The organism is Acinetobacter albensis (assembly GCF_900095025.1).
GTDB classification, from domain to species: domain Bacteria; phylum Pseudomonadota; class Gammaproteobacteria; order Pseudomonadales; family Moraxellaceae; genus Acinetobacter; species Acinetobacter albensis.
The window spans coordinates 144147-170481 of the sequence record NZ_FMBK01000001.1; the positions used below are offsets into that span (position 1 = coordinate 144147).

The 26335-nt window shown below is 38.1% G+C and carries 20 protein-coding genes and 8 tRNA genes; 10 read left to right on the plus strand and 18 right to left on the minus strand.

Annotated features, from left to right (window positions below):
* Window positions 1–304: 304 nt before the first annotated feature.
* A complete protein-coding gene (locus tag GA0116959_RS00650) occupies window positions 305–526 on the plus strand; it encodes a hypothetical protein (protein ID WP_053578483.1) in 222 nt (73 codons plus the stop codon).
* Between the two features lie 216 nt (window positions 527–742).
* On the opposite strand, the gene GA0116959_RS00655 is transcribed toward GA0116959_RS00650, so the two are convergent.
* Together GA0116959_RS00655 and GA0116959_RS00660 are read right to left on the minus strand one after the other, a co-directional pair.
* Window positions 743–1255, minus strand: coding sequence for an acyl-CoA thioesterase (locus GA0116959_RS00655; protein ID WP_092717525.1), 513 nt, complete (start codon window positions 1253–1255; stop codon window positions 743–745).
* 308 nt (window positions 1256–1563) lie between these two features.
* Window positions 1564–2556: a patatin-like phospholipase family protein gene (locus GA0116959_RS00660; RefSeq protein ID WP_092717244.1), complete on the minus strand. Its 993-nt coding sequence runs from the start codon at window positions 2554–2556 to the stop codon at window positions 1564–1566.
* Window positions 2557–2692: 136 nt separating this feature from the next.
* Between GA0116959_RS00660 and chrA the strand changes: the two genes are divergently transcribed.
* Entirely contained in the window at window positions 2693–3895 is a 1203-nt protein-coding gene (gene chrA, locus GA0116959_RS00665) for a chromate efflux transporter (RefSeq protein WP_092717247.1), read from the plus strand.
* 160 nt (window positions 3896–4055) lie between these two features.
* Here chrA and gltS read toward each other — a convergent pair whose 3' ends face one another.
* Window positions 4056–5285: a sodium/glutamate symporter gene (gltS, locus tag GA0116959_RS00670; protein WP_053578487.1), complete on the minus strand. Its 1230-nt coding sequence runs from the start codon at window positions 5283–5285 to the stop codon at window positions 4056–4058.
* A gap of 561 nt (window positions 5286–5846) precedes the next feature.
* Window positions 5847–7148 (minus strand): DcaP family trimeric outer membrane transporter, encoded by a 1302-nt coding sequence (locus GA0116959_RS00675; RefSeq protein WP_092717251.1) that lies wholly within the window; start codon window positions 7146–7148, stop codon window positions 5847–5849.
* Window positions 7149–7528: 380 nt separating this feature from the next.
* Between GA0116959_RS00675 and GA0116959_RS00680 the strand changes: the two genes are divergently transcribed.
* Complete coding sequence (locus GA0116959_RS00680) at window positions 7529–8236, plus strand: nitroreductase (protein WP_092717255.1); 708 nt, start codon at window positions 7529–7531, stop codon at window positions 8234–8236.
* A gap of 59 nt (window positions 8237–8295) precedes the next feature.
* On the opposite strand, the gene GA0116959_RS00685 is transcribed toward GA0116959_RS00680, so the two are convergent.
* Window positions 8296–9504, minus strand: a complete 1209-nt coding sequence (locus GA0116959_RS00685) for a multidrug effflux MFS transporter (RefSeq protein WP_092717257.1) — start codon at window positions 9502–9504, stop codon at window positions 8296–8298.
* Window positions 9505–9640: 136 nt separating this feature from the next.
* Between GA0116959_RS00685 and yccS the strand changes: the two genes are divergently transcribed.
* From yccS to GA0116959_RS00705, 4 genes are all read left to right on the plus strand, one after another.
* Window positions 9641–11815 carry a YccS family putative transporter gene (gene yccS, locus GA0116959_RS00690; protein ID WP_092717260.1) on the plus strand — a complete coding sequence of 725 codons (2175 nt, stop codon included), beginning with the start codon at window positions 9641–9643 and terminating at the stop codon, window positions 11813–11815.
* 85 nt (window positions 11816–11900) lie between these two features.
* Window positions 11901–12461, plus strand: coding sequence for a YcxB family protein (locus GA0116959_RS00695; RefSeq protein ID WP_092717263.1), 561 nt, complete (start codon window positions 11901–11903; stop codon window positions 12459–12461).
* A gap of 167 nt (window positions 12462–12628) precedes the next feature.
* Window positions 12629–15307: a PepSY domain-containing protein gene (locus GA0116959_RS00700; RefSeq protein WP_092717266.1), complete on the plus strand. Its 2679-nt coding sequence runs from the start codon at window positions 12629–12631 to the stop codon at window positions 15305–15307.
* 122 nt (window positions 15308–15429) lie between these two features.
* Window positions 15430–16212, plus strand: a complete 783-nt coding sequence (locus GA0116959_RS00705) for a YdcF family protein (RefSeq protein ID WP_092717269.1) — start codon at window positions 15430–15432, stop codon at window positions 16210–16212.
* 32 nt (window positions 16213–16244) lie between these two features.
* Here the strand turns inward: GA0116959_RS00705 and GA0116959_RS00710 are convergent, their stop codons facing one another.
* From GA0116959_RS00710 to GA0116959_RS00760, 11 genes are all read right to left on the minus strand, one after another.
* The gene (locus GA0116959_RS00710) at window positions 16245–16706 is read right to left on the minus strand and encodes a DUF2750 domain-containing protein (protein ID WP_092717272.1); all 462 of its coding nucleotides are present in this window, start codon (window positions 16704–16706) and stop codon (window positions 16245–16247) included.
* A 72-nt stretch (window positions 16707–16778) separates the two neighbouring features.
* Window positions 16779–16854 (minus strand) — tRNA-Val (locus GA0116959_RS00715).
* 95 nt (window positions 16855–16949) lie between these two features.
* Window positions 16950–17026: transfer RNA gene (locus GA0116959_RS00720), tRNA-Asp, on the minus strand.
* Window positions 17027–17064: 38 nt separating this feature from the next.
* Window positions 17065–17140, minus strand: a tRNA-Val gene (locus tag GA0116959_RS00725).
* A 28-nt stretch (window positions 17141–17168) separates the two neighbouring features.
* Window positions 17169–17245 (minus strand) — tRNA-Asp (locus GA0116959_RS00730).
* A gap of 12 nt (window positions 17246–17257) precedes the next feature.
* Window positions 17258–17333 (minus strand) — tRNA-Val (locus tag GA0116959_RS00735).
* 21 nt (window positions 17334–17354) lie between these two features.
* Window positions 17355–17431: transfer RNA gene (locus GA0116959_RS00740), tRNA-Asp, on the minus strand.
* Between the two features lie 50 nt (window positions 17432–17481).
* Window positions 17482–17558: transfer RNA gene (locus GA0116959_RS00745), tRNA-Asp, on the minus strand.
* Between the two features lie 24 nt (window positions 17559–17582).
* Window positions 17583–17658, minus strand: a tRNA-Val gene (locus GA0116959_RS00750).
* Window positions 17659–17926: 268 nt separating this feature from the next.
* Window positions 17927–18442: a cell wall-recycling L,D-carboxypeptidase ElsL gene (elsL, locus tag GA0116959_RS00755; protein ID WP_092717276.1), complete on the minus strand. Its 516-nt coding sequence runs from the start codon at window positions 18440–18442 to the stop codon at window positions 17927–17929.
* Window positions 18443–18449: 7 nt separating this feature from the next.
* On the minus strand, window positions 18450–18833 hold the full coding sequence (locus tag GA0116959_RS00760; protein WP_092717279.1) for a YbaN family protein: 384 nt from the start codon (window positions 18831–18833) through the stop codon (window positions 18450–18452).
* Window positions 18834–18929: 96 nt separating this feature from the next.
* On the opposite strand from GA0116959_RS00760, the gene GA0116959_RS00765 reads away from it, so the two are divergent.
* The 3 genes from GA0116959_RS00765 to dapE all read left to right on the plus strand — a co-directional run bounded on the left by GA0116959_RS00765 (window position 18930) and on the right by dapE (window position 21325).
* A complete protein-coding gene (locus GA0116959_RS00765; protein ID WP_092717282.1) occupies window positions 18930–19796 on the plus strand; it encodes a DUF1853 family protein in 867 nt (288 codons plus the stop codon).
* Between the two features lie 125 nt (window positions 19797–19921).
* Window positions 19922–20074, plus strand: a complete 153-nt coding sequence (locus tag GA0116959_RS00770) for an entericidin A/B family lipoprotein (RefSeq protein ID WP_171250309.1) — start codon at window positions 19922–19924, stop codon at window positions 20072–20074.
* A 114-nt stretch (window positions 20075–20188) separates the two neighbouring features.
* Window positions 20189–21325 carry a succinyl-diaminopimelate desuccinylase gene (gene dapE, locus GA0116959_RS00775; RefSeq protein WP_092717285.1) on the plus strand — a complete coding sequence of 379 codons (1137 nt, stop codon included), beginning with the start codon at window positions 20189–20191 and terminating at the stop codon, window positions 21323–21325.
* A 76-nt stretch (window positions 21326–21401) separates the two neighbouring features.
* On the opposite strand, the gene GA0116959_RS00780 is transcribed toward dapE, so the two are convergent.
* Window positions 21402–21860 carry a hypothetical protein gene (locus GA0116959_RS00780; RefSeq protein WP_053578501.1) on the minus strand — a complete coding sequence of 153 codons (459 nt, stop codon included), beginning with the start codon at window positions 21858–21860 and terminating at the stop codon, window positions 21402–21404.
* Window positions 21861–21864: 4 nt separating this feature from the next.
* The gene (locus tag GA0116959_RS00785) at window positions 21865–26232 is read right to left on the minus strand and encodes a hybrid sensor histidine kinase/response regulator (protein WP_092717288.1); all 4368 of its coding nucleotides are present in this window, start codon (window positions 26230–26232) and stop codon (window positions 21865–21867) included.
* Window positions 26233–26335 lie beyond the last annotated feature (103 nt).

The window sequence follows — 26335 nt, forward strand, 5'->3', positions numbered from 1 at the left end:
AGAAAAAAATATAGTGCTCATAAACCTGATTTTTTTAATTTTTTGTTTTATCTCGGTGAGTAAAAATGATCAATAAGCACAAATAGAAATATCTACATACATTTTATGTCCACTTTTAAAGCGATTTGTTACATGAAATTAACATTAAATCATGACATGTATTTTTCACGTTAATTGAACTGTTTCACTTTGTTGCTTTGATTGATCCTGAACTCGAACAACTTTAGCATGAGCTCCAGTTCGTGTTTATGTGATGGTAAATATGAACTGTTTAATTTTTTAATGAATATTAAGGATGCCTAAAATGAAATTAACTCAAATCTTACTTGCTTCTACTTTTGCTTTTGCCACTGCAACTACTTTTGCTGCAACTGCTGAACAAAAAACTCAAGAAAAAGTGGTCGTTTCTACGCAAGAGCAACCTGAAACAACAAATCTTGGATCTGCCGCTGGCCAACCTTCTTCAAATCAACCTGCATCAGAAGCAGCTGCACAAGAAGCACCAGCACCATCAGCCGCTCAATAATTTTTAAAATGAAGTCTTCATGAATTATTTGCTTTAATTTGTGCAAATTAATCATTAAGTCTAGAAGCTGGATTTAATACTCATCCAGCTTCTTTTTTGACATTCTATTTTTTAAATCTATTTAAAATTTAAAAATAATCTTATAAAACTAAAAAAACCGCATAAATGCGATTTCTTGATTCCATACTTTGAATATTACTTAATATTCAATAATACTTATGATTTTTTATAAATACTGCAAGATGGGTGATGACTCTCTTGTAAACGAGCCACTTTACGCTGTTCAGCAGCTTCAAAACGACACCGCTTCCAGTCGTTGTCTAAAGCCAGTGCTGGAATTTTTTGTGGTTTGCCTTTTTCATCTACAGCGACCATAGTGAAATAACAGCTATTGGTATGGCGAACAGTACGTTTTTGAATATTTTGTGCTTCTACACGAATACCAATTTCCATGGACGTACGTCCTACATGATTCACACTGGCCAAAAAAGTGACCAGCTCACCCACATGAATGGGTTCTTTAAAATTGACTTTATCTACTGACAAAGTCACCACATAACTGCCTGAGTATCGGCTAGCACAAGCGTACGCGACTTGATCCAATAACTTTAAAATTGTTCCACCATGCACATTTCCTGAAAAATTGGCCATATCTGGCGTCATTAAAACAGACATGGTTAATTCAGACTGGTCATCTAATACTGGAGCAATTTGATCTAATGGGGACATCGCTTTCTCTAGACTCTTTAGCAGACAATAGTATTGGCCGTGATTATAACTTTTTTCAACACGCTTGGCGGGCTTATTGCGCCAGAAAGCCATCATTATTATTTATACTAATTTTATTTCCATTCAGAAATCTATATTTATAAACTTTCAACTCTAGTCAGTGCAGATAAACGAATCAAAAAATGAAAATCGCGGTAATAAAAATCATCGATAACTTTTATACTTTCATTGTAGTCAAAAATATCCAGTATTTAAGCCCTTTAAGAGGCCTAGCCTGCCTTAAATTCTCTATATCAGATCACGTTAAATTAATCTTGAGCAGTGAGTTGTCGCGTTTTAACAGGAGATGAATCGTTCTTTTGAGCAATAGCAGTAAAAATAGCATTGAGTTGTTTTTGTGCAGCATCCCTTCCCGCTTGGATCGTGATTTCACGATTTTTCACATCGAAAATATGCGCTTTTTCTTTTAACTCAGGTTGAATGATCACATCTGCATATTGCAATTCTTCTCTGGCTAGATGATTTTGCATAATATTAATATTTTGATTAAACAACCCCCATACATTACTGGTTTCTGTGTGAATAGGCTGTGCCAAAATATCAACTGCAATTATAATATCTGCACCTAAATCATGCGCTACTTCCACAGGTACAGGACTCACCAAGCCGCCATCTACATATTCATCTTCACCAATTTTTGTGGGAACAAACATGCTCGGAATAGAGACCGAAGCACGTACGGCCTGTCCAGTATTCCCATAGTTAAAGACCACTTTTTTGCCTTCTTTTAATTGCGTTGCCACCACATACATGGGCGTTTTCAGCTTTTCTAGAGGGGTATTATTCACTTGTTCATTGACATAGTTTTCTACTTTTTTACCGTCAAAGAAACCTTTTAAATCAATTTTTACATCTCGTACATCATTGGCTTTCATATTTAAAGCAATATCACGCAATTCGTTTGCTGTTTTACCGCTGGCGTAAATGGAACCCACAATACTGCCTGCACTGGTTCCCACAATAAAATCAGGATGAATACCGTGTTGTTCTAAGACTTGAATGACACCGATATGAGCATAACCACGTGCTCCACCACTTCCGAGCACCAAAGCAACAATGGGACGTTTTTCTTGTTTTTTTAATTTTTTAAAGTCCAAACGATCTGTATGCACTTGAGCTTCAGCTAAGGTAGATTCAGATAAACTGACCGATCCCTTAGTAATACTGGACTGCGGAATACTTTGACACCCTGCTAAAATAAATAGAGTACAAGCAATAAAGCTATATTTCATACATATCATCGACTATAAAAAATTAAGTATGCCTTTTAAGCGTTGCTTAGTGTATGCGCAATTTTAAAACAAAAATGTAGTGTTTCGTTAAACCGTCATCTCAAAATATTACACTTTAAACCGTTCACCTTCACTAAAAGCAACCATGCCTATACTTTATTATCACACCATTTTTTTTACGTTTTTAAAACTCGGTTGCCTGTCATTTGGTGGTCCTGCTGCACATTTGGTATTTTTTCATCAAACTTGTGTGAAACAATTAAACTGGTTAGATGATGCTGAATACGCTCAACTGGTCGCATTGGCACAAATATTACCTGGACCGACCAGCAGTCAAGTCGGGCTGGCTATCGGTTATGTCAAAAAAGGCTATTACGGCGCTGTTCTGGCATGGTTAGGTTTTACCTTACCTTCTGCCATACTCATGACCTTAATTGCCGTTTTAGGTCAATCATTTTTTCCATTCATATCTTCAGCATTTTTTCACAATATTCAATTGGTTGTATTAGCAGTGGTCATTTGGGCGTTTTGGCAAATGTTACGTAGTTTTTGTACGCAACTGTGGCAATACATCTTGATGTTGAGTTGTACCTTGCTACTTTACACCCTCGACTTAGCCATCAATCAAATTCTCATCATTTCTATCGCAGCGCTCGTGGGAATAGGCTTTAACCGGTTTTCTCCGCTTGTTCAGGGGAAAAAATCTGTTGATCAGGCTTTCATCAGCCAAGTTTCTTTGACCCAAAAAATGAATGCTTTCTTTTGGCTGCTTCTGTTTATTTTGCCATTTTGTCTATTTCAATTTTTCGCTACTTTTCAGGCTGTGACATTTTTTGAAAGTTTTTATCGCACCGCTTCTCTAGTGTTTGGCGGGGGGCATATTATTTTACCTTTTTTACATCAGGATTTTGTCACCAGCAATTTAGTTTCAGCGGAAAAGTTTGATTTAGGCTATGCTTTTGCTCAACTTATGCCTGGTCCGTTATTTAGTTTTGCAAGTTATATAGGCGCTTTAATTCCCATTACTGATTATCCCGTATTGAATGCTGGAATTGCGACGATCAGTATTTTTCTGCCCTCTTTTTTTCTTATTTTTGCAACCTTACCTTATTGGTCATGGTGGATGAATCAGACCGATATTCGTCATGCTGTTATCGGTATTAATGCAGGCGTCGTCAGTCTACTTCTTTACTTGCTCATTGAAATGGCTACAGATTCGATTATTCATTTTACCGATTTCATTTTTGTCACTGTGGTGGTTGGATTATTGAAAACACAACTGCCTGTTTGGCTCAGTTTAGTGGGTAGTGTTTTTGTCTATCAGATTATATTTTTTCTTTTAACATGAAGATAAATTACGATTTCATGCAGTCATGAATCTATTGATTTAAAGCGATACAAACAGTGTTTTTTACTGGCCCAATAACAGCTCAATCTAAAATAAAAAATGCCAGTCAATTCAGCAATTGACTGGCATTTGAATCAATTCATTTTTTAGAATCAATCGATTAACCAAAGAATTGTAAAATGCCTTGAATCACCACGACATTCACCAAATCAATGAAAAATGCACCCACCAAAGGTACAATTAAAAATGCTTTATGAGATGGACCGTACATATTGGTAATCGCTTGCATATTCGCAATCGCATTTGGCGTTGCCCCCATTCCGAAACCACATAATCCAGATGCCAATACAGCAGAATCATAGTTTTTGCCCATCACTCGGAATGAAACATAAACAGCAAAAAGCCACATCGCAATCGATTGCGCAATCAGAAGAATAATCATCGGAATCGCCAAATCTGACAATTGCCATAATTTAAGTGACACCAAAGCCATCGCTAAATACAAAGCCAATGCAGTATTGCCAAAAACATCAATTGAACGATCAAAAATTTCGCGTTTAAAAATGCTTTCAACCACATTACGGAGCAAAATACCGCCTGCCAATGCCCATACAAAAGTAGGCAACTCAAATGCAGTCCCGATGGTTAAGTTTTTCAAAATTTCTGCAAAAGCCAAAGCAAAAGCAAACATTCCCAAAGTCACAACAGCATTGTCAGCAGTAATCAGACGAACTTTGTGTGGTGCTTCAAATGCATACTCTTGATCAGATAAGGGAGCTGCATCTTTTTCCTTACGCACTTCTGAATTTAAAGGCATCGCCAGTTGATGCTTTTTAATTAGATAACGTGCCAAAGGCCCACCCATCAATCCGCCTAAAACCATACCAAAGGTTGCACTGGCAATCCCCATCGGTAATGCACCTTCAACCGCATATTTGGTTTCAAAAATTGGCCCCCAAGCACCTGCTGTACCTAATCCACCAATTAAAGCAATAGAGCCTGCAATTACACCCATTAATGGATCAAGACCAACGGCACTTGCAACCACCATACCTACGCCATTTTGCACAATCACAAAAACAGAAATAGCCAGTAAGAAAATCAATAATGGTTTGCCACCTTCTCTTAATTTGGCAAAGTTGGCACTTAAACCAATCGAAGCAAAAAACATGAGCATGAATGTATCTTGCATCGCTTTATTGACTGAAATGGTGTAACCCGCAAAATGGTGAAATAAATAAAAAATAATCGCACCGACTAAACCACCAGCCACAGGTTCAGGAATATTATATTTGGTCAGAAATGGAATGTATTTATTTAAAATACGTCCCATGTAGAGCACCAACACAGCAAGCATTAAACTGAATGTTGGATTTAAAATGTAATCCATAAATTTTCCCTAAGCGCACAAAATTATAGTTTTTTATACGCTATCCATATAAATGTTAACTTAGCTTTTATAAAGAATAAGAAGATTTGAACTGTAGCCAAATCTCACAAAAGTGCTTCTTTATAAAAATATTACCGACCAAGCCAAGTTAAAATTCAGAACTTACATCAATTTGATTGAAATCATCAAATGCTGAGAAACGAGGTACACTGATTTAAACAGACCATCGAATCGTTCATTTCCGCCCTCAGTGTCAGCATTTCATTTTTCTTGCACTCTTAGCCTTAAAATCATTTAGATTAATATCTTTGCAGCAAGACTGAAGTATTCATCTAGACAATTGAATGACTCTTTTTAAAGAATCAAGATGATTAAAAGTGCGACATTATGCATTTATTTTAAGGAAATTTTTTATTTTTTTACACTTTTAACGATCATTTGAAATTATAGTTTTTTGATTTTGATTTATAAAATAAATATTTAGAATAAACAATCACTAAGACAAATATTTAAAACAAAAAAAGAGGTGAATAAATCACCTCTTTGATTTTCGTTTTTAAATTAGAAACTATATTTTGCCATCAAACCAATACGATTATCTTTATAACTTTGGCCTGCAAATGTTTCACGCTTACCATTAATATATTCTACACCCAAGTCAATTGGAGCAACAGGTGTGTAAATAAAGTTAATCCAAGCCTGTTGTACGGTCTCATTTGCGGTATCGTTCAGCTGAGCATAGTCCGTGCCATCATCGGCAAATAACGCACCGTATGCGAGTGTCGAACGTAAAGTAGGCGAAAATTTATAAGTTGCACCGACTTGTAAAGCAGTCACTTCATTCTGCTCAATATTATTATTTACATCTACCTCATAAGCATCATTGGCACTGGTTCCATATAAGTAGTTATTGTTGCCTTTTACATGAGAAACATCTGCCGATACTTTTAATACATCAGACATTTTATAGTTTGCACCTAGTGCAACACCATAGCCAAATTCATCATCATTGGCTGTATCTGATTTATAATTTTCTACCAAAGCACGTGCAGAAACCGAGCCTAGACCACCCGCAAAGCCTTGCGTTAATTTTGCTGTCAAATTTGGAATACGGTATTTAATTCCGTCGCCAGCACTATTTCCTTCTTCAGCCGCAAGGAATAATTGAGTCTCAGGCGCTAACTTCATTCCATAACGTACTTGCGGAATACGTGCAGTACCACCGCCCACGTTTGTCCCAAAATCGATCATTTCTGGTGCATGATTTGATAAGAAGTTAGACGTGGTTTGACCAAATAACCAATCGTTGTAGGTTAAATAAGCATGACGAATACGAAGCGCTTCATTGGTTCCAGCAAAATCTACTTCAATTTTACCGCCAACTTTGCCAGTTTCAACAGGAGTACTGAAATCTAAACCTAAACGTGTCGTTTTTGCCGTTGCACGTAATTTATCATTTACTAATTTAGGATCACTACTAGAAGGACCACCTACTTTACTTACGGAGTTAAAGTCATCATCTGCACCTTCAATAATATAGTTGGCATCACCACGTACATAGCCGTATATGTTTACACTTGCGCCTGCTTTACTTTTTAAACCTGTGAATGAAGTCTCAGATTTAGTTACTGGAGCAGCGGCCAATTGTACAGGTTGAGCCTGAACTTGCGCAATTTGGGTTTGCTGTTGCTGCTGAACTTGATGCTGCTGTTGCATTAAGGATTTTAATGCTTCTACTTCTTTGCGTAGTTCTTGAATTTGTTGTTGTTCAGTTTTACCTGCATGCGCTGTGCTCACCATAACCGCAGTGATTGCCAGTGCTAAACCTTTAACCATAAATTTACCGTTGAGTAAGCGACTCATTTTAATCTCCAATTTAATTATTCCGCATCCGTGCATCTATGATCTTAAAACTTAAAAATAAATAGGCAGTTCACTCTTTATTTTAAGTCTCAAAAATCATGCAAATTATGCTTACCAATACAGTGAAAAGCCTAAAATATTTAAAAAAATACAACACATGTAAACTATATGCTGTCATGCATACAGCAAGTTATATGCCATATTAAAATCAATTTTATCGAACAAAAACTAAAGAATAATTCTTTTTTTAGATTGATATCTAAAATATAGTCAATGTATTCTTAAAGTTAATGTAGATTTACATAAAGTCTGAGAAAGTGCTATTCGACGAATGTATATAATCGAAAAGGCTAAAAAATATCATTTCAAAAGGAATTTTCATGAATTTGGATCAAGTTCGCTACGTAGATGATGCGATTACATCGCGCCATTCAGTTCGCGCTTTTTTAGATAAAGCTGTGGACGTGCAAACCATTAAAGATATTTTGAATGTCTCCTGTCGTGCACCATCTGGTACCAATACACAGCCTTGGAAAGTGTATGTGGTGACGGGCAAAAAACGCGATAAAATGATCGAACGGGTTTGTAAAGTACAGAATGAAATATTCAGACAGCCTGAACTTGCTGAACAATATCAAGAAACTTTTGCTTATTATCCCGAAAAATGGATTTCTCCGTTTATTGAACGCCGTCGTGAAAATGGCTGGGGTTTATACGGTTTATTGAATATCCAAAAAGGCGACAAAGAAAAAATGGCGCGTCAGCATTTACGTAATTACGAATTATTTGATGCACCTGTGGCTTTATATTTCACTGTCAATAAAGGCATGGGGATTGGAGCCAAGATGGATATTTCAATGATGCTGCAAAATGTTATGGTCGCGGCAAAAGCCCGTGGCTTAGATACTTGCCCTCAAGCGGCATGGAACCATTTTCATCAAGTCGTACTGGATGAGCTAGGTGCACCTGAAGATGAAGAATTGGTGTGTACCATTGCCCTGGGTTATGCCGATCCGAACGATATTATCAATACGTTTATTACCCCTCGCCTTGCGGTTGAAGAATTCACTGTGTTTCTAGACGCATAAATGCCTTTATAAAAAAAAGAGACCTGAATCAGGTCTCTTTTTTATGAATTCAATTCAAATCATGACTCTGTTGCTAAGCTTGATGTTAATTTCAGAATGCAAAGTATAGTAATTCCAACAAAAATCAACATCAAGATCCCCATATTTAAAAGTGAATTCCAGACTAGAAAATTCAAAATTACTCCACCCAGCAAACCACAAGCAAACTGCATACTGCCCATAATTGCACTGGCTGTTCCTGCTCGTGCCCCTTGCTGAGACATGGCTAAAGCCATGGCATTTGGTCCAGTAAAACCAATACCAGACACCGCTAAAAACATACCAAGCATGATAATCCATAAGCCAATATCATGCATAAAACCAGTAATCAATAAAATTAATGCACCCAAGAGTTGTAATACAGCGCCCATTTTCAAACGTGTAAATACATGAAACTTATAAGCCAATTTTTTATTGAGGGTCGAGAACAACATAATCCCAAAGGCATTTAAGCCAAAAGCATAGGCAAATTGCTGTTGATTTAGACCAAAGTCATCCATTAGTACAGAAGCTGATGCACTGATATAACAGAATAAAACCCCGCCAGAAAAACAGCCCGCCAACATCGGCCATCTAAAACTGCCATCTTTAATAATGACACTATATAAATTTAAGATTTGTTTCAGGTTTAATTTTAAACGGCGTTCTGGTGCCAAGCTTTCCTTAAAGAAAAAGTGAACACACAGCAAACATACTAACCCCATCAGCATGAGACAGACAAACACCGCATGCCAAGTAAAGAATTTCAGTATTATCGCTCCTAAACTGGGGGCAATAATGGGTGCAATTCCCATGACAATCATCATACTGGCGAATGCTTGTGCAGAAGCCTGCATATCTAAACGATCACGAATGGCTGCCCGCGCAATCACAACCCCGACGCAGCCGCCCACTGCCTGTAAAATACGTGCTGCAATTAAACTCCACTCATTTGTAGCGAAAATACACAGTGCACTTGCTACAATATAGAGCGTTAAGCCAAAATATAAGGGTTTTTTTCGACCAATTCGATCACTGAGCGGTCCATAAAATAATTGTCCCAGAGCTAAGCCCAAAAAGTATGCTGGCAAAGTATTGGCAACCATTTGTGTAGTTACCCCAAAATCCTGAGCCATTTGCGGCAAGGCGGGTAAATACATATCAATCGACAACGGACCTAAAGAGGTCAGTAATGCCAACAGCATAATCCATGCTGTAGAATATTGTGGAGTAGCGGGTTGTGCAGACATATAATTACTTAATTTTTAAATCAGAGTTTTAAAGACTAGCTTACACTGTACATCGTATTATTTCTAAGAATTGAATGTGAAAAATCACATAATTTCACTTCAAGCGACATCGATCACTTTGGGGTAAGGACATAACTTGAAATCTTGGCTCACACGTATTAAGCAAACCACTTACAACACCACCTTCATGTACAACATACGGATGGTGATTGCATTTTCAGGTACCGCTTTTGTTCCCTATTTTATGGGGCATCAAATTGCAACGATTCCACTGACTCTTGGCGTTGTAGCAGCAGGTTTAAGTGATATTGACGACCGTTTTTCGGTTCGTATTATGAACCTGATTTATACCTATATTGGTTTTTTCATTACTGCTGTTTCGGTTTATCTTTTATTTCCTTATCCCATTTTATTTGCTCTAGGGCTGATTGTCTCCTGTATCGGCTGGATACTCCTCGGTTCACTGGGTCGACGTTATGCCACTATTTCCTATGGATGCCTGGTTATTTCGGTTTACTCCATGTTAGGCGTTGGACTATTCGATCATTGGTATACACAAGCACTTCTTTTGGTCATCGGTGCTGCTTGGTATGGTTTAATTTCGACCATTAGTTTTTTATTATTTCCTGTTCGCCAAGTTCAAGATAAATTATCGCAATGCTATTCCTCATTAGCAGACTTCCTGTTTGCTAAATCTAACTTGTTTGATGTTGATATGACGCCTAGCAGTTATCAACACACCATGATTGAATTGTCTTTGGAAAATGGCAAATTGGTGGGTATTTTCAATGAAATGAAAACTGCGCTTTTAACCCGTCTCAAAGGAGACCGAGGACAAAAAGATACTCGTCGTAGCCTGCAATATTATTTTGTGGCTCAAGACATTCATGAACGTGCAGATTCCGCCCATATTGATTATCAAAAACTGGTTAAAATTTTCGAACACAGTGATATTTTATTTCGCTTTCAGCGTGTTTTATCGATTCAGGCCAAAGCATGTAAAGATTTGAGTTATAGCATTTTACACCGCGAAACCTACCAACATAACACGCGCTTTAAGCATACTTTTGCCAATCTAAAACTGTCATTAGAGAAATTACGTGCAGAACAATACTATGATCAAGTTTCCGTCAATGCACTTTTCGCTTTATATCAAAATTTAAAATCGATTGATGCTCAACTGCGTAATGTTGAAACGGAACGACATATCAAATTCGATAAGACCAAACATATTGAAAATCAACTGAAAGATGATGATTTAAAAGGCTGGGATGATATTGTCATTCGAATAAAACAGCATTTGACCCCAGAATCGGTGTTATTTCGTCATGCTGTACGAGTGTCCATTGTTTTGCTGATTGGTTATGTGTTTGTTCAAGTCAGCAATATTGAATATGGTTACTGGGTATTACTAACAGCGCTTTTTGTGAGCCAGCCTAATTTTAATGCCACTAAACGACGTTTGCGCTTACGTATTGTCGGTACACTGATCGGTATTATTTTAGGTTATACCATCTTGTACTTTGTTCCATCTATTGAAGGACAATTATTGGTTCTCATTTTAAGTGGGGTGCTGTTCTTTGAATTACGCAGTAAACAATATGCACAAGCTACTGCTTTTGTTACCATTTTAGCGCTGATTAATTTTAATCTCGATGGTGTAGGTTTTGCAGCGGCTTTGCCTAGAATGATAGACACCTTAATTGGTTGTGCACTGGCATGGTTTGGTGTGAGTTTCATTTTTCCGGACTGGAAGTTCCGTCGTCTGTCTCGTACCATCAATCGTTCTCTGACCGCGCAATGTAATTATTTGGCAGAAGTAACCGAGCAATATAAATTTGGTCGCAATAATGGTTTGAAATATCGTGTGGTTCGTCGTGCTGCACATAATAATGATGCTGAACTCGCTTCCCTAATTTCAACCTTGGCCACAGAACCTGATTTTGATCCGACTCAAAAAAGTTTAGCATTCGAATTCTTATGTTTAAATCATACCCTGCTCAGCTACATTGCTGCTTTGGGTGCGCATCGTGAAAAATTAAAAGATCAGGAAGTCCTTCAATTGTTAGAACTGGGTTTAGACAATATTCAAGGCTCATTACTCAAAGATGAAATGCCCGATCTTAATATTCAAAATATGCTCAGTACCATTCGTCAACGTCTTGCCCACAATGATGAAGAGGATCAAAGTGCTTTGATCGTTTTACAACAGCTTTCTCTCATGTTTAGTATCTTGAAACAGCTCAGTCGCTTAAAACAAAGTCTAAGTCATGACCGTGATGAAAAATCTACTGAATTGGCTTCATTATAAATAGGATGATTTTGGAACAATATACTCACTGAATGATGATAAATAATGCTAAACTTTTTAAAGTTCTAAATTTGTTATTTTGATTATGACCGCGAAAAATTTATACGCTTATACCCTTCAGCCTGTGAACTATGAAATTTCAGAGGCTGAACAACGTCAAGCTCAACTTGCCATATGGCGCAGTACCAATAAAATTAGCACTAAATCATGGATTATTATGGCCGTGATCGCTGTTTTATCGATTGTCGGTATTGTTTTACTGAAAAACTATTCAACCATTTTTTGCTGGGTCGCTTTGGTCGCTGTTGTGGCGTACATTTTAGTGCGCAAGTTCGGTTTAGAGTGGTATGTAAAACGTAAAATGAATGAATTTCCAGTTCAGGAAATTAAAGGCATTCGTTTAGGCATACAACCGCATGGCATCGTGATGCGCCAACAAATGGGTGCACAACAAGGTGTCGGTGCGATTGGCTGGAAAGACATTTATGAATGGTATGACACGCCTGACTTTATGCTGGTCAACTTCAAAGTAAAAGGTCAACAAGGCGCTTACGTTCTACCAAAACGTTTAAATTCAAAGAATTTTTCGTTTAATACTATTCGTAAACATTTGATCGAAAGCGTGGGCCCAGCGAACAAGATTTAATGGGTTAAGTGAACCCTCTAAAAAAACCTCCACAATTGTGGAGGCTTTTTAATGAAAGAATACAAATGATAATGAGAATAAATATTACCTTCAAAATCCATATTATCTTCTTAAAGTTCAGTTATAATTCGTGCTAATTATGTTCATCTTTCGTATCTTTGACTGCCATGTTAAAAAAAATATTTTTTCAGATTCATTGGTTTCTTGGCATTACAGCGGGCTTAATTCTTTCGATTATGGGCGTGACTGGCGCCATCTATTCGTATGAACAGCCTATTCAGAAATGGTTAAATCCAGACAGCTATTATGTACAAGTCGAAAATCGTGCCAAACTGACTCCTTCACAGCTTTATCAGCACTTTCAAATCACTGACCCACAAATAAAAATTAATAGTATAACCATTGTCAAAGACCCGGCCTCCTCTTCTAGCATCAATATTGTTAAAGAAGGTGCTCGTAGGGGTTACAACATGATGGTCAATCCTTATTCAGCCGAAGTCTTACCTGAAATTAAAGGCAAAGAATTCTTTGCTTTTATTCAACAGTTACATCGTAATTTAACAGTTGGACCCGTCGGTAAACAGATTACTGGTGCTTGTGCGCTGATCCTGATTCTTTTTGTACTCAGTGGTTTATACTTACGCTGGCCTAAAAAACACTCCTTAAAACAATGGTTCATGCTTAAGCCTAAACTTAAAGGGCGTAATTTTCTTTGGGATTTACATGCAGTTGTTGGAACATGGGTGGTTATTTTCTACTTAGTCCTGGCTTGTACTGGCTTGTACTGGTCTTATGACTGGTGGCGAAATGGCATGTTTAAAGTGATGGGAGTAGAACGCCCGCAACCTGAAATGCAAGAAGGCAAATCACGCGGTCAAAATGCAGAAGGTCAAAAACCTGAACAGACCCGTCAACGCCTTGAAAAACCTGAACATGAAGCCCAACACTCTGCATCAAATCCAGTCCGAACCTCAGAAAATAATCCTAATCGTGGTGAATCAGATTCCAACCAAAGAAATGAGAAAAAGGGTTTATCCGTAGAACAAATCAATTTGGCATTGTCCCAAACATGGACTGGTTTTAATGCTCAAGTTGGTCGTGATTATTCGACCCTGACCGTAAATTTACCCAAAAAACCAGATGGTAAAATTGAATTAAACTTTGTAGATGCTATTCCACAGCATGAACGAGCACGTAATAAAGCCATTTTCAATTATAAAACATCAACCATTGAAAAAATGGAATTGTATGAAGATCAAAAGTTAAACGAAAAGATCATGAGCAGCATGCTGCCGGTTCACCGCGGCAGTTTCTTTGGTCCTGTTTATCAATTCTTGGCCATGCTGGCTTCAATGGTCATGCCTTTATTCTTTGTCACAGGATGGATGCTTTATCTTAAACGGCGTAAACAAAAGAAATTAACTGAACAAGCTCGCCTTGCTGCGACAGCCGTAAAAATTGATCCAAATGCAAAACCGTGGTTGATTACTTACGCAACCCAAACAGGTACTGCTGAACAATTAGCATGGCGGACTGCCACCAGTTTGCAAGAAGCTCATCAACCTGTAACGGTGAAGTCCTTACAACACTTGAATTTGGATGAAGTTAAAAGTTTTGAACAAATTTTATTTGTGGTCAGTACCTATGGAACTGGTGAAGCACCTGATTTAGCCTCAAGTTTCACCAAGAAAAATCTTTCCCAACAGATGGATTTAAAACATCTCCATTATGCTGTTTTAGCTTTAGGTTCACGCGAATATCCAGAAACATTTTGTAGTTTTGGACATGAGCTAGACCGTTGGTTAAATGCAAATGGTGCACAACCATTATTTGGATTGATTGAAGTAGATAATGCCAACAATGAACACATTCAGGCTTGGAATAGCGCTTTAGCAAAAGTCACAAAACTTGAGCTGCAAGCCATGAATATTGAAAAAACCTTTGATTTATGGACGCTTAAACAACGCCATATCCTCAATCCAAATAGTTTGGGTGCGCCTGCATTTAATATTGAATTACAGCCTAAACATGAGGTTCATTGGCAAGCAGGTGATATTGCAGAAATTCAACCTGGCAATAGTGCTGAACGTATTGCAGACTTTATGCAAAAGCATCAAATTTCCGCCCATACTCCTGTCGATTCCTTACAAATCTCGATTGAGCAAGCACTTTGCAATAAAGATTTGACTCTCGACGTTGAACCTTTTGCCAATATGGAACATTTACTTGAACAGCTTAGTCCATTGCCATCTCGTGAATATTCAATTGCCAGTATTCCGTCTCAGCAGGTATTGCGTTTGGTGGTGCGCCAGCAATCAGATCATCAAGGTCAACTCGGTTTGGGATCTGGATGGCTAACACAACATACAGCATTAAATAGTGAAATTGGATTGCGTATTCGCACCAATGAATCTTTCCATCTTATTGATGACAATCGTCCAATTATTTGTATTGGAAATGGTACTGGCATTGCTGGCTTAATGAGCTTATTACATGCTCGTACTCGACAAAACTATACACAAAACTGGCTTATTTTCGGTGAACGCCAGCGCGAGTATGATTTCTTCTATCAAAGTACTATTGAAGCATGGCAAACGACAGGCATGTTACAACGCTTGGATTTGGCTTTCTCGCGTGATCAGACAGAAAAAGTGTATGTTCATCATCTTCTACGTGAGCAAGCCCAGATGCTTCAATCGTGGATCGATAAAGATGCCGTTATCTATATTTGTGGCAGTATTAATGGGATGGCCAGTGATGTAGATCAAGCATTGATTGATATTTTAGGTGAATCTAAACTTGATCTGCTTCGTCAGGAAGGGCGTTATCGTCGTGATGTTTACTAAAAAAGATTAATCTAAGCCTATTTCAGCCAAACATAAAAAATCGAGTCCCCAGACTCGATTTTTTATCAGTAAACATTTTTAATTCGTTTAAACTAAATCGACTATTTTCTCAGAAACCGCATATGTCTAACCGCCTAAAACGTTCTCTTAGTTTCATCTTAGGTGGTTTGTTGGCACTTGATGGCCTATATCTCATCTCTCAGAATAAAGTCCATTTAGGTATTATTCTCCCTGTTATTATTGGAATGGGCTTAATTTTTTATGCTTTGGCATTTGATTGGATTCAAAGCTGTATTCAGATAAATAAATTTAGGCAGAAAATATGGTCTGGGTTATGGACTGCTTTCTTTCTCTGGCTCAGTAGTATTTTAATATTTTTTATTTACTTATCTTCTACTCTTAATCACCACCTTATCGCACCCCCAAGTGCCGCAGTGATTGTACTCGGAAGTGGCATAGAAAATGGCCAACCTTCTCTCACCCTCAAACACCGTCTAGATGTGAGTGCAGCTTATGCTAAACAGCATCCTCAGACCCTACTTATTATGACGGGTGGATTAGGCTTTCAGCAAAATATCAGCGAAGCTGAAGTGATGTCTCAATATCTACAGAAGCAACATCAAATTGATCAATCTCGTATTTTACTTGAAGATAAAAGTACCAGCACAGAACAAAATCTAAAAAATAGCCAAAGCTTGCTTGCAGCACATCAAATTGCTCTACGTGAACCAATCGCAATTGCAACCAGCGATTTCCACATCTTACGTGCAAAAGCAATTGCTAAACGACAAGGCTATCAACAAATCATTGGCTTGAGTGCAACCACACCGTTATATATTCGTTATAACTCATGGTTAAGAGAATACTTTGCTTTTATCAGCGGATGGATGCTCAACGAATATTAAGTATTTAGACAATCTCTTAAAAATTAAAGAAACTAATTTAAGCGAATACTGCGTGGTAAAGGTAAATGAGTTTCTTTAAATAATTCAGGTTTCTGTCGATAAAGTTGATATAAATAATTTTTGATGTCTAATAACAATTTTTCAGGTGCAACCAAAATATTCTGCCCTTCTGGTGTTAAATCTAGTGACACTGAGGTGCTTTCTTTGCGCAAAAAAGGAATGACTTTATCAACAAAATCTTTGAGTGAAATATTCTGAAGTTGATAATGATGCCAATGGTCTTTAATTAATAATTTTGCCAAACTTTTATTTTGCCAAATCGCAAATGCTCGCTGTCCTGTTGGAGTTGCACATAAAGCCCACCCTTCATCAAACAATGCAATCACGGAATTTTGAGCAACAATATTTTCAATAAATTGTTTATAAATATCTTGAGGATTATATGCAGGATGCAGCGTTTTGGAGGCAGCTTTACGTTGATAAGGATTTCTCATAGTATGCAATATTTAAAATTATTATTGATGCAGATTCTATGAAAAAAACAGATATTGAGCAAGGAGAATATATGGTGGGCGCTGACGGGATCGAACCGCCGACATTCTGCTTGTAAGGCAGACGCTCTACCAACTGAGCTAAGCGCCCCTAAAATTAAAAAATAACAGGGTTACTTTTATGATGCTAGACAAATGCAATGTGTAGTCTTTTGATAAGCATTTTTTATATAAGATATTGAAAAATGGCGCAGCGGACGGGACTCGAACCCGCGACCCTCGGCGTGACAGGCCGATATTCTAACCAACTGAACTACCGCTGCGTTTCAAACTTATTGACTAAGTTTTATATCCGAAGATATGGTGGGCGCTGACGGGATCGAACCGCCGACATTCTGCTTGTAAGGCAGACGCTCTACCAACTGAGCTAAGCGCCCTTAAAGGGTTTAACATTTCGATTTAAAATGGCGCAGCGGACGGGACTCGAACCCGCGACCCTCGGCGTGACAGGCCGATATTCTAACCAACTGAACTACCGCTGCATCACAAAAATCTGGTGGGCGCTGACGGGATCGAACCGCCGACATTCTGCTTGTAAGGCAGACGCTCTACCAACTGAGCTAAGCGCCCTTAAAAGGTCTATCATGTAAATGGCGCAGCGGACGGGACTCGAACCCGCGACCCTCGGCGTGACAGGCCGATATTCTAACCAACTGAACTACCGCTGCACTTACATAATATCGCTATTAAAGTACAAACAATGTATTAAGAACTAAAGTGGCGCAGCGGACGGGACTCGAACCCGCGACCCTCGGCGTGACAGGCCGATATTCTAACCAACTGAACTACCGCTGCACTAAAGTACTTAACGTAAAGGCTTGGTGGGCGCTGACGGGATCGAACCGCCGACATTCTGCTTGTAAGGCAGACGCTCTACCAACTGAGCTAAGCGCCCTTCACGACTTCATCGTTTGTGTCGTGCATTATAGAGAATCTATGCAGCCTGTCAAACGCTTTTCGGCCTGTTTTCATTTTTTTATGTTTGAGTGATTAAAAAATAGGTTATTCGCTATAAAAACAAACATTTTCTATAATTTTTTGCCTATTTTATCTAAAAGTAAATTTAAACCAATCCATTTTTTCTAAAAAAATAAACATAATCAACATTTATAAATCACGACTTACCCATACTTTTATAAAATCTGATTTGTTTACATTAATTTTTATGATGATTTTTTCAGCTTTAGGCTATTTTCTGAAATATACACCAAAGCATCTTCAGAAATAAGATCAAATACTTCTAACACATCTTCATTACGCATCCGAATACAGCCATGTGATAATGGAATGCCCATTGGTTCTGTATCGGGTGTGCCATGAATATAAATATAGCGTTTAAACGTATCGCAACCTTCCCCCTGATTAAAGTTTTCTTCCAAACCTTTCAACCACAAAATTCGCGATAAGATCCAATCTCGTTCAGGAAATTGTGAAGCTAAAGCTGCGTTATACACTTCTCCAGTCGCTTGACGTGCAATAAAAACTGCATTTTGAGGCGCATGATGACCAAATTTAAGTGCAACGGTATGCCAGCCTCGTGGCGTTTTACCTGAATCTTGTTGTTCGCCTATTCCATTTTTACCCGAAGAAATTACATATTTTTTTTCAAGTTTAGGCAAACTTAAAGTTTGCTCTGCCAAATCAATCCAGATATCTGCGTGTTCTAAAGAATATGACATGTGCTGATTACTCTATTTCTTTAATCGGTAAAGCTGAAGGCTCAGGACGTAACCACAGCCAAATCGCAACACTCAGCATGATTAAATCGGTAAAAATCTTGACCCAGATCGGTGCATTGGTCAACAGCATCACTACCGCGCTGATCAACATCATCATGCTAGCTAACCATTTTGCTTTACGCGGTACAGTACCGTTTTCACGCCATGATCTTAAAGTTGTACCATATTTTGGATGATTCAACAGCCAAGCATCCATCTGAGGCCAACCTTTAGACGCCGCCCATGCAGCCAATATTAAAAAAACTGTGGTCGGCATCCCAGGTAAAATCGCTCCGATAAAGCCTAGAATGATAAAAATCACCACTAAACTTCGCCAAAACAATATTTTCATTGCACAGTCGCCTTCCTACTAATTGCGTTAGTATAAAGTGTTTTTACACATTATCCGCTGGAATTGTGCACTTTTAATTTAACGCTAGGTGTTGTTATGTTCGCCTCTCAGCCCGCTTTTTATTGTGATGAACCTTGGCTCGAATTTAATCACTTGCTGGTTCGTCAATTGGCTTTTTGCATTTTTAGCCCGAATATTTTAGCTTCGATTCCAATAGAACTTACTGTCAAACATTCCTTTAATTTACATAACAATGAGATTTGGAATACACATTTTCAAAATTATCATTCTAGATTATTGTTTTTAGACCAGCATCCACAAGCCCTTGAGCTTTTTGTACAACAGCTTAAAAGCACGCGTTTGGGCTTACGTTTTGAAATGCTGCTTTGGTTTTGGTTACTTGATCAGGATTATCATCCCTATCAATTAATCGGTCATAGTATTCAAAAAATAGCAGGTGCAAAAACTTTAGGTGAACTGGATTTTGTCTTATTTAATCAGAATACTCAGCAAGTTGAACACTGGGAAGTTGCTTTAAAATATTATTTGGCCGAACGCGACTCTTCTCTAAGGTATTGGTATGGTTTGAACAGAAGTGATACTTTATTGCGTAAACTTAATCACTTTAGTCAAAAACAATTTCAATTTGAAGATGCCTTAGACCATAGAATTGAACAACGCTATGTCGTATTAAAGGGTCAACTCTATGTACCGCTTAATTTCTCAAATGACACGCCAGAATGGGTGAATCTTGAGCGTCGTCTAGGATGTTGGGGCAGTGTTATCCCACATAAAAATGATGGATTTTATCGATTACAGCGGCTTGAATGGATTTGTCCAGCTCACTCTGTCAGCAGCCAAACAGCAGATTGGTGGACAAACGGATTATATCGGCAGAAAGATCAATCCAATTTCTATATGTTTAGATCAGCTCCACTACTTTCTTGCACTTCTGATGAATAAGTTTATCCAGAATACTGCTGTAATAACAATTAATTACTTTTCTACAATCAAAAACACATATTTTTTATGGAGCACATTAATTAACCTGAGATCACATCAAAATAAAGACTTTATATTTGGAGATGATGATGAAAAAAGTTCTAGCTGCTTCCCTTCTTATGGCTTTTGTTTTAACGGGTTGTAATACATTTAAAGGTGTGGGTAAAGATGTATCTAAAGCAGGTGACGCTGTAACCAATACTGCTGAAAAAACTTCGGATGAAATCCGTAGAAATTAATTCACTCGTTGATGAAAAAGCCTTATCTTTAGATAAGGTTTTTTTTATTTAAAACTCCCCTTATCTTCGTCATTCCCCTATTATATTGCCAAATTTTCGATTGATCTAGCCGATATGAACCACTCAGAAACTTTAGAGCTTAGTTTACAATTATTACGTCAACCTTCTGTCACACCAATCGATCATTGTTGCCAAAAAATTATGGCTGAACGATTAGAGAAAATTGGCTTTAATATTGAATCTATGCGTTTTGAAGATGTCGATAATTTATGGGCACGTAAAGGGATTGAACCACCCGTTTTATGTTTTGCGGGACATACCGATGTGGTTCCAACAGGCAGTTTAGAAGCATGGAATTCTGATCCATTTGTACCCGAAATTCGGGATGGTAAACTATATGGTCGTGGCAGTGCAGATATGAAAACTGCTTTGGCGGCGATGGTCGTTGCTTCTGAACGTTTCATAGCAAAGTATCCAAACCATAAAGGCTCTATTGCATTTTTGATTACTTCTGATGAAGAAGGTCCATCTATTAATGGCACAGTAAAAGTTGTTGAAGCGTTAGAAGCTCGCAATGAGAAAATGACGTGGTGTTTAGTGGGTGAACCATCAAGTACCCATCAACTTGGTGATATTATTAAAAATGGTCGACGTGGTTCATTGAATGCCAAAGTACTGGTAAAAGGAAAGCAAGGCCATGTAGCTTACCCTCATCTTGCGATTAATCCTATTCATACTGCCTCTAAAGCACTAGCTGAACTGTGTGATACCGTATGGGACAATGGTAACGAATACTTTCCTGCGACTACATTCCAAATTTCTAATATTGCTGCGGGTACAGGTGCGACCAATGTCGTACCCGGTACGATGGATTTGTTGTTTAACTTCCGTTACTCCACTGAAGTTACAGCAGAAGAGCTTAAATCACGCACTTTAAACATTCTGGACCGTCATCAAGTCAACTATGATATTGAGTGGACCTTGTCTGGTTTACCTTTCTTGACTCCCATAGGAGAATTAGTGAATGCTGCGAAAAATGCGATTCGTAATGTAACAGGAATCGAAACTGAACTTTCGACTTCTGGTGGTACTTCTGATGGCCGCTTTATTGCCCCGACTGGCGCACAAGTACTTGAACTCGGTGTTTTAAATGCCAGTATTCATCAAATTGATGAACATGTGAACGTAGCAGACTTAGAACCTCTTGCTGAAATTTATGAACAAATTTTAGAAGGCTTATTGGCCAATTAAATTGGATGTTAATCAAAAAAAGGAACTTAAATAAGTTCCTTTTTTTTTAATATAAATCGTGATTATGGGCATTCAATTAAAGCTTCAAAGTATTTTGAATGTTAACTAAATTGGGTATATGAAAGCTTTGATCTGCCATACGTACATATTGAAAAATGGTGGGATCATTTGCTGGACGTTCTTCATCAATTAATTCAGAAATACGCAGACGAATCGTTCTCGGCATTTCATTGCACATTAAAGCAAAACGCTGATTGATTTCATCACCTTCAATCACTAAAGCCACACCTGTTTTACGCTCTGGATCATTTACTGCATACACAGGCAGTTTCAATTCATGCCATTCTACATGCGGGACTTGAGTTGCACTATCGAGTGCAGATAACACAATATTCTGTGGTAGCAGCATCGCCTCTCGATCATGGCAATCTATAATGTAAGCATCAATAAATCCTGTCGATACAGTAATCAGATGATGCAACTCTTGTTGACTAATTTTTTCAACAGCAGCATTTGAAATCATATTTTGGCTCATTTGATTACCCCTGACTCATCTCTAACAAGTGTTCAACATGGCTGAGAAGTTCTGCCTCTTGGAAGGGCTTACCCATGTAATGTGAGACGCCTAGGCTAAATGCACGTTCACGATGTTTTTCACCTGTCCGGGAGGTAATCATGATAATAGGTAAATCCTTATGTATCTCATGATGTCGAACCAAATTGGTTACCTCGAAACCATCCATACGCGGCATTTCAATATCAAGCAACATCAAGTCAGGTTTTATACTTTCAAGCTGTTCTATTGCATCCACACCATCTTTGGCAGTTACAATATCGTAGCCCTGACGCTCCAGCAGACGAGAGGTTACCTTACGCACTGTCACGGAATCATCCACAATCATGATCAAGCGACGAGCATCATTATGACGCGATAATTCACGTTGTTCTACCGCATGTTTTAGTCGCTGCGTCGCTTGAATTTGACGTGCAATATTTTGACCATCTAAAATCAGACAAACCTGCCCATCACCCAAAATAGTTGCGCCTGCCACCACGCCTACGCTTGAGAACTGCTGCCCTATCGGCTTAACTACAATCTGTGCGCGTGAACCAATTAATTGATCCACCAATAATGCGATGGTTTGACCACTATTGCCTTTAATTAATAATACAGGCAATGAATGTGCAACATGGCTTAAGCGAGGTAGAGGTTGATTGGCGACAAACTCCGATAAATAGCGCAATTTATAACTGGTATTATCAATTTTAAAGAAATCTTCTTTACTATTAAAATAGTCTTCCAGTGCAGAAGGTGAAATCCGGACAATACGCTCAATTTGGGCCAAAGAAATCGCAAACTGTTGATCTCCCGCTTTAACCATTAAGGCATCACTCACCGATACGGTGGTCGGTACTCGAATCGTGAAAGTGGTTCCTTGACCTAATTCAGAGTCAACTGTGACATGACCACCTAAAGCTTTAATCTCACTTTGAACAACATCCAGTCCTACACCACGGCCAGAAATTTGTGTGACTTCTTTAGCGGTACTAAAACCTGGATGAAAAATAAATTGAAGAAGTTCTCGCTTATCCAACGACTGATCAGCTTCAATTAAACCTAAGTTTAAGGCTTTTTGTTGAATATTTTTTTCATCAATACCTTTACCATCATCACTAAAAGACACCAATACATCTGTGCCCTGACGGCTAATATTCAGTTCAATATGCCCAATTGCAGGTTTTTTAGTCTGAATGCGTTGCTCTGCATCCTCAATACCATGATCAATCGCATTACGTAACATATGTTCAAATGGTGTCACCAAACGCTCTAAAATCGTGCGATCCAGCTCACCTTCGGTGTTATTTACCACCAATTCCGTGGGACGATTTAACGTAGAGGAAGTCTGGCGTACAATGCGCTGTAGACGCGGTAATAAACGCGAGAAAGGCACCAGTCGAGTCCGCATCAGACTTTCTTGAATTTCTGCCTGAATACGTGATTGCTGCAATAACAATCCTTCAGTATCACGAATTTTTTCAGCCAAAGTGGTTTTAAAGTCGACCAAATCTGAGGCTGACTCAGCCAAAGATTTAGACAATTGATTGAGAGATGAATATTGATCCATCTCTAACGGATCAAAATCGATATAACGAGAGTTTTCTGAACCATGTTTTGCAATAATTTGTGACTCTAACTCACCTTCCATACGACGTAATTGGTCAGCTAAACGCTTCATCGCCAATTCCATTTCGTTTAAAGTATGACCTAGCTGACCCAAATCCATTTCAATACGGGATCGGTTAATCGCATTTTCGCCAGATAAATCAATCATCTTCTCTACCAAATCGGCAGAGATACGAATCATCTCGTTATTATTTTCTAATTGAGTACTTGAATCCCACTCGCCCAACATCGCAGGCGGTTCAGTGCCATCTCCTTGAACAAATTCAATGATTTTAGGCGCAGAAGTGTGATCAAATTTACTCACACGTGTTGGAATTTGTGCAGTAACATCCACAAATTCAATAGATTCTAAACTCAGCTTTAAACTGTCAAAATGACTATAGTCCTGATCGAAAATCGCTTTTCTCAACCAGATAAAGGTACTTTCCAATAAAGAATCGTAAGCATTTGAATTAAAATGATGGACTGCAAACTGCTCAAATGTCGTTTCTAACTGATACGAAATAACAGCGACGGGTTCATTTTCAACCATTCGTGCTCCACCTTTAATACTGTGGGCTGCACGTTGTAATTGTAGAAGTAAACTACGGTCGCTACGCTGCTCAAACCACTGTTTTAGCAACTGATCGGTAGAATCTAAAATTTCTTCTGCTTCTTCAAAGAATACTTCTTCCGCAATTGAACGGATACTTTCTTCGGGATCATGAGCAGCGTCAAGATGAGATGAAATATTTTCCTGAACTTTCTCTGGTTCAGTTAGGCCTATTTCGGTAGATTCAACGGGTTGCTCAGCTAGATGCGCAACTTCAGAAATTTCAGAAGCCAGCTCCTCTATGCTTCCAACTTGTGCAAGGTCTTGAATATTTTGCAAGATAGCAATAGATTCACGACCTGAATAATCAAGGTGTTGCTCACGAATAATTTGAATTCGATCGGCAATATCATCTTGTATCAGGCGAATAATACTGATGAGCTGAGGCGTGGCTTGAATATGTTGACGAATCACACGCTCATAAATTGATTCTAATTCATGCGCAATCAAACCAATATGTGATGCTAAAATCATGTTTGCGCCACCTTTCAAAGTGTGCAAATAACGCATTAAATTATTTAGAGATGTAGTATCTGTATAATCTTTTGACCAAGTATTTAAATCTTGGTCAATACCGGCCAATAGCTCTTCAGCTTCTTCAAGGAAAATATCCAACAGGTCGGCATCAAATTCCTGATTGGAATCCTCTGCCTGCATGTGTGCACGATCCGAACGGATTCTTTGAGAAATTTTTGCTAAATCAATACTTGTAGATAGATTATTTACAGTTTCAAGCGGTTTTGCTTGTACAGCTTCAGTGGTTTTAAATTGCTCTAGGTCTTGTTGCACAAAAGCAGAAAGATCACTTAAGATTTTCTGTACTTCATCGGTCAAGATGACACGTTGTCCTGCTGCCAAGGTATCAAACAGATGAATAAATTCTTGATGAGCGTATGAAAATAGCTCATAAGCATAGTCAATATTGAGTAATTCTGGTTTTAAAACAAGCGCTTCATAATTTAATTTTAGTTCCTGAGTAAAATCATAAATTCCTGTTGCAGCACGATTATCTGTATGAATTAAAAGTTGTTGTGCTTGCTCAGCTAATTTTTTGAGATATTCTGGATATTCTGATTTAGCACGTTTTTCAAATTCAAATTCTGCATCTAATAATAAATCGATATTTAAAGCAATTAGTTTAGACACCATCCCTTGAGGATTAAGCTCTGAATCAAATTCAGTTGAAGCAAAACCATAGTTATTCCATGCAGTATTGAATGTTGCAAAAATCGTATCGAGTTTTTCTGTTTGTCCCAGCCTTAAGGTATGTAAATAATCCCCAATAAATTCTGCATATTGCATTAAAATTGCAGTTTGCTTTGAAGACGAAATAATTTCTTCTTGTAGAAGTGTTTTAAATAAACTTTCAACCTTACTGCTGACTTCAAAAATGTGTTCAATTTGTGCCATGGATGAACTGCCACGCAAAGTATGTAGGGCGCGGATTAAGCTATTATAACCCTGACTTTGGTTGTGTTCATTTTTTAAGAATTGTTCAATAATCGCCAAATGTTCTTCAGCTTCTTCAATAAAGATTGCCACTGTTTCTTCAATGTCACTCGCTTGATTTGCAAGACTATCAATTGCGTTTGACTCTGACTCTTCTAACTCCAACCCTGTAATTTGGTTTTCTGCATTCAATGTAGTAGACAGCTCAAGGAGCTGTTCCAGTTCAGGTGCTAAAATTCGATTTTGCTGTATGTGTTGACCTAATAAAACCAGTGGACGCAAGTCGATATCTGTCGTTTGTACAGTTTTAAAAATGGGGTACAACTTATATTGATAAATTTTAAATACAGTTTGCGTATAGCGCTGTACTGTCATATCTAAAGGAATTGCACCTGAAATGACGCGATTTAAGCTATCTTCTACAGCCCAAGCAAGCTCGCCTGCAGACTTCGCCCCCACCATACGCCCAGAACCTTTGAGAGTATGAAAATGACGACGAATAGTCTTTAAAATTTCTGGATCATTCGGGTTTGCAAACCAATCGATTAATAATGGATTCAATTCAACAAAAATTTCTTCTATTTCTTCAACAAAAATTTCTAAAATCTCTGCATCCTGATCAAGATAGCTATCTTCAGGAAGCGTGGTCGTTTCAACTAAATTTTTTAATATTTCTTTCATAGTTTAGGCTTCTTACGTTTATCTGCCACCAAGAAGGGCGATCAAACTTAATTGTCACCATCACGCAAGACCCAACTTTAACGTTAAGTTTATCTTGTCGATG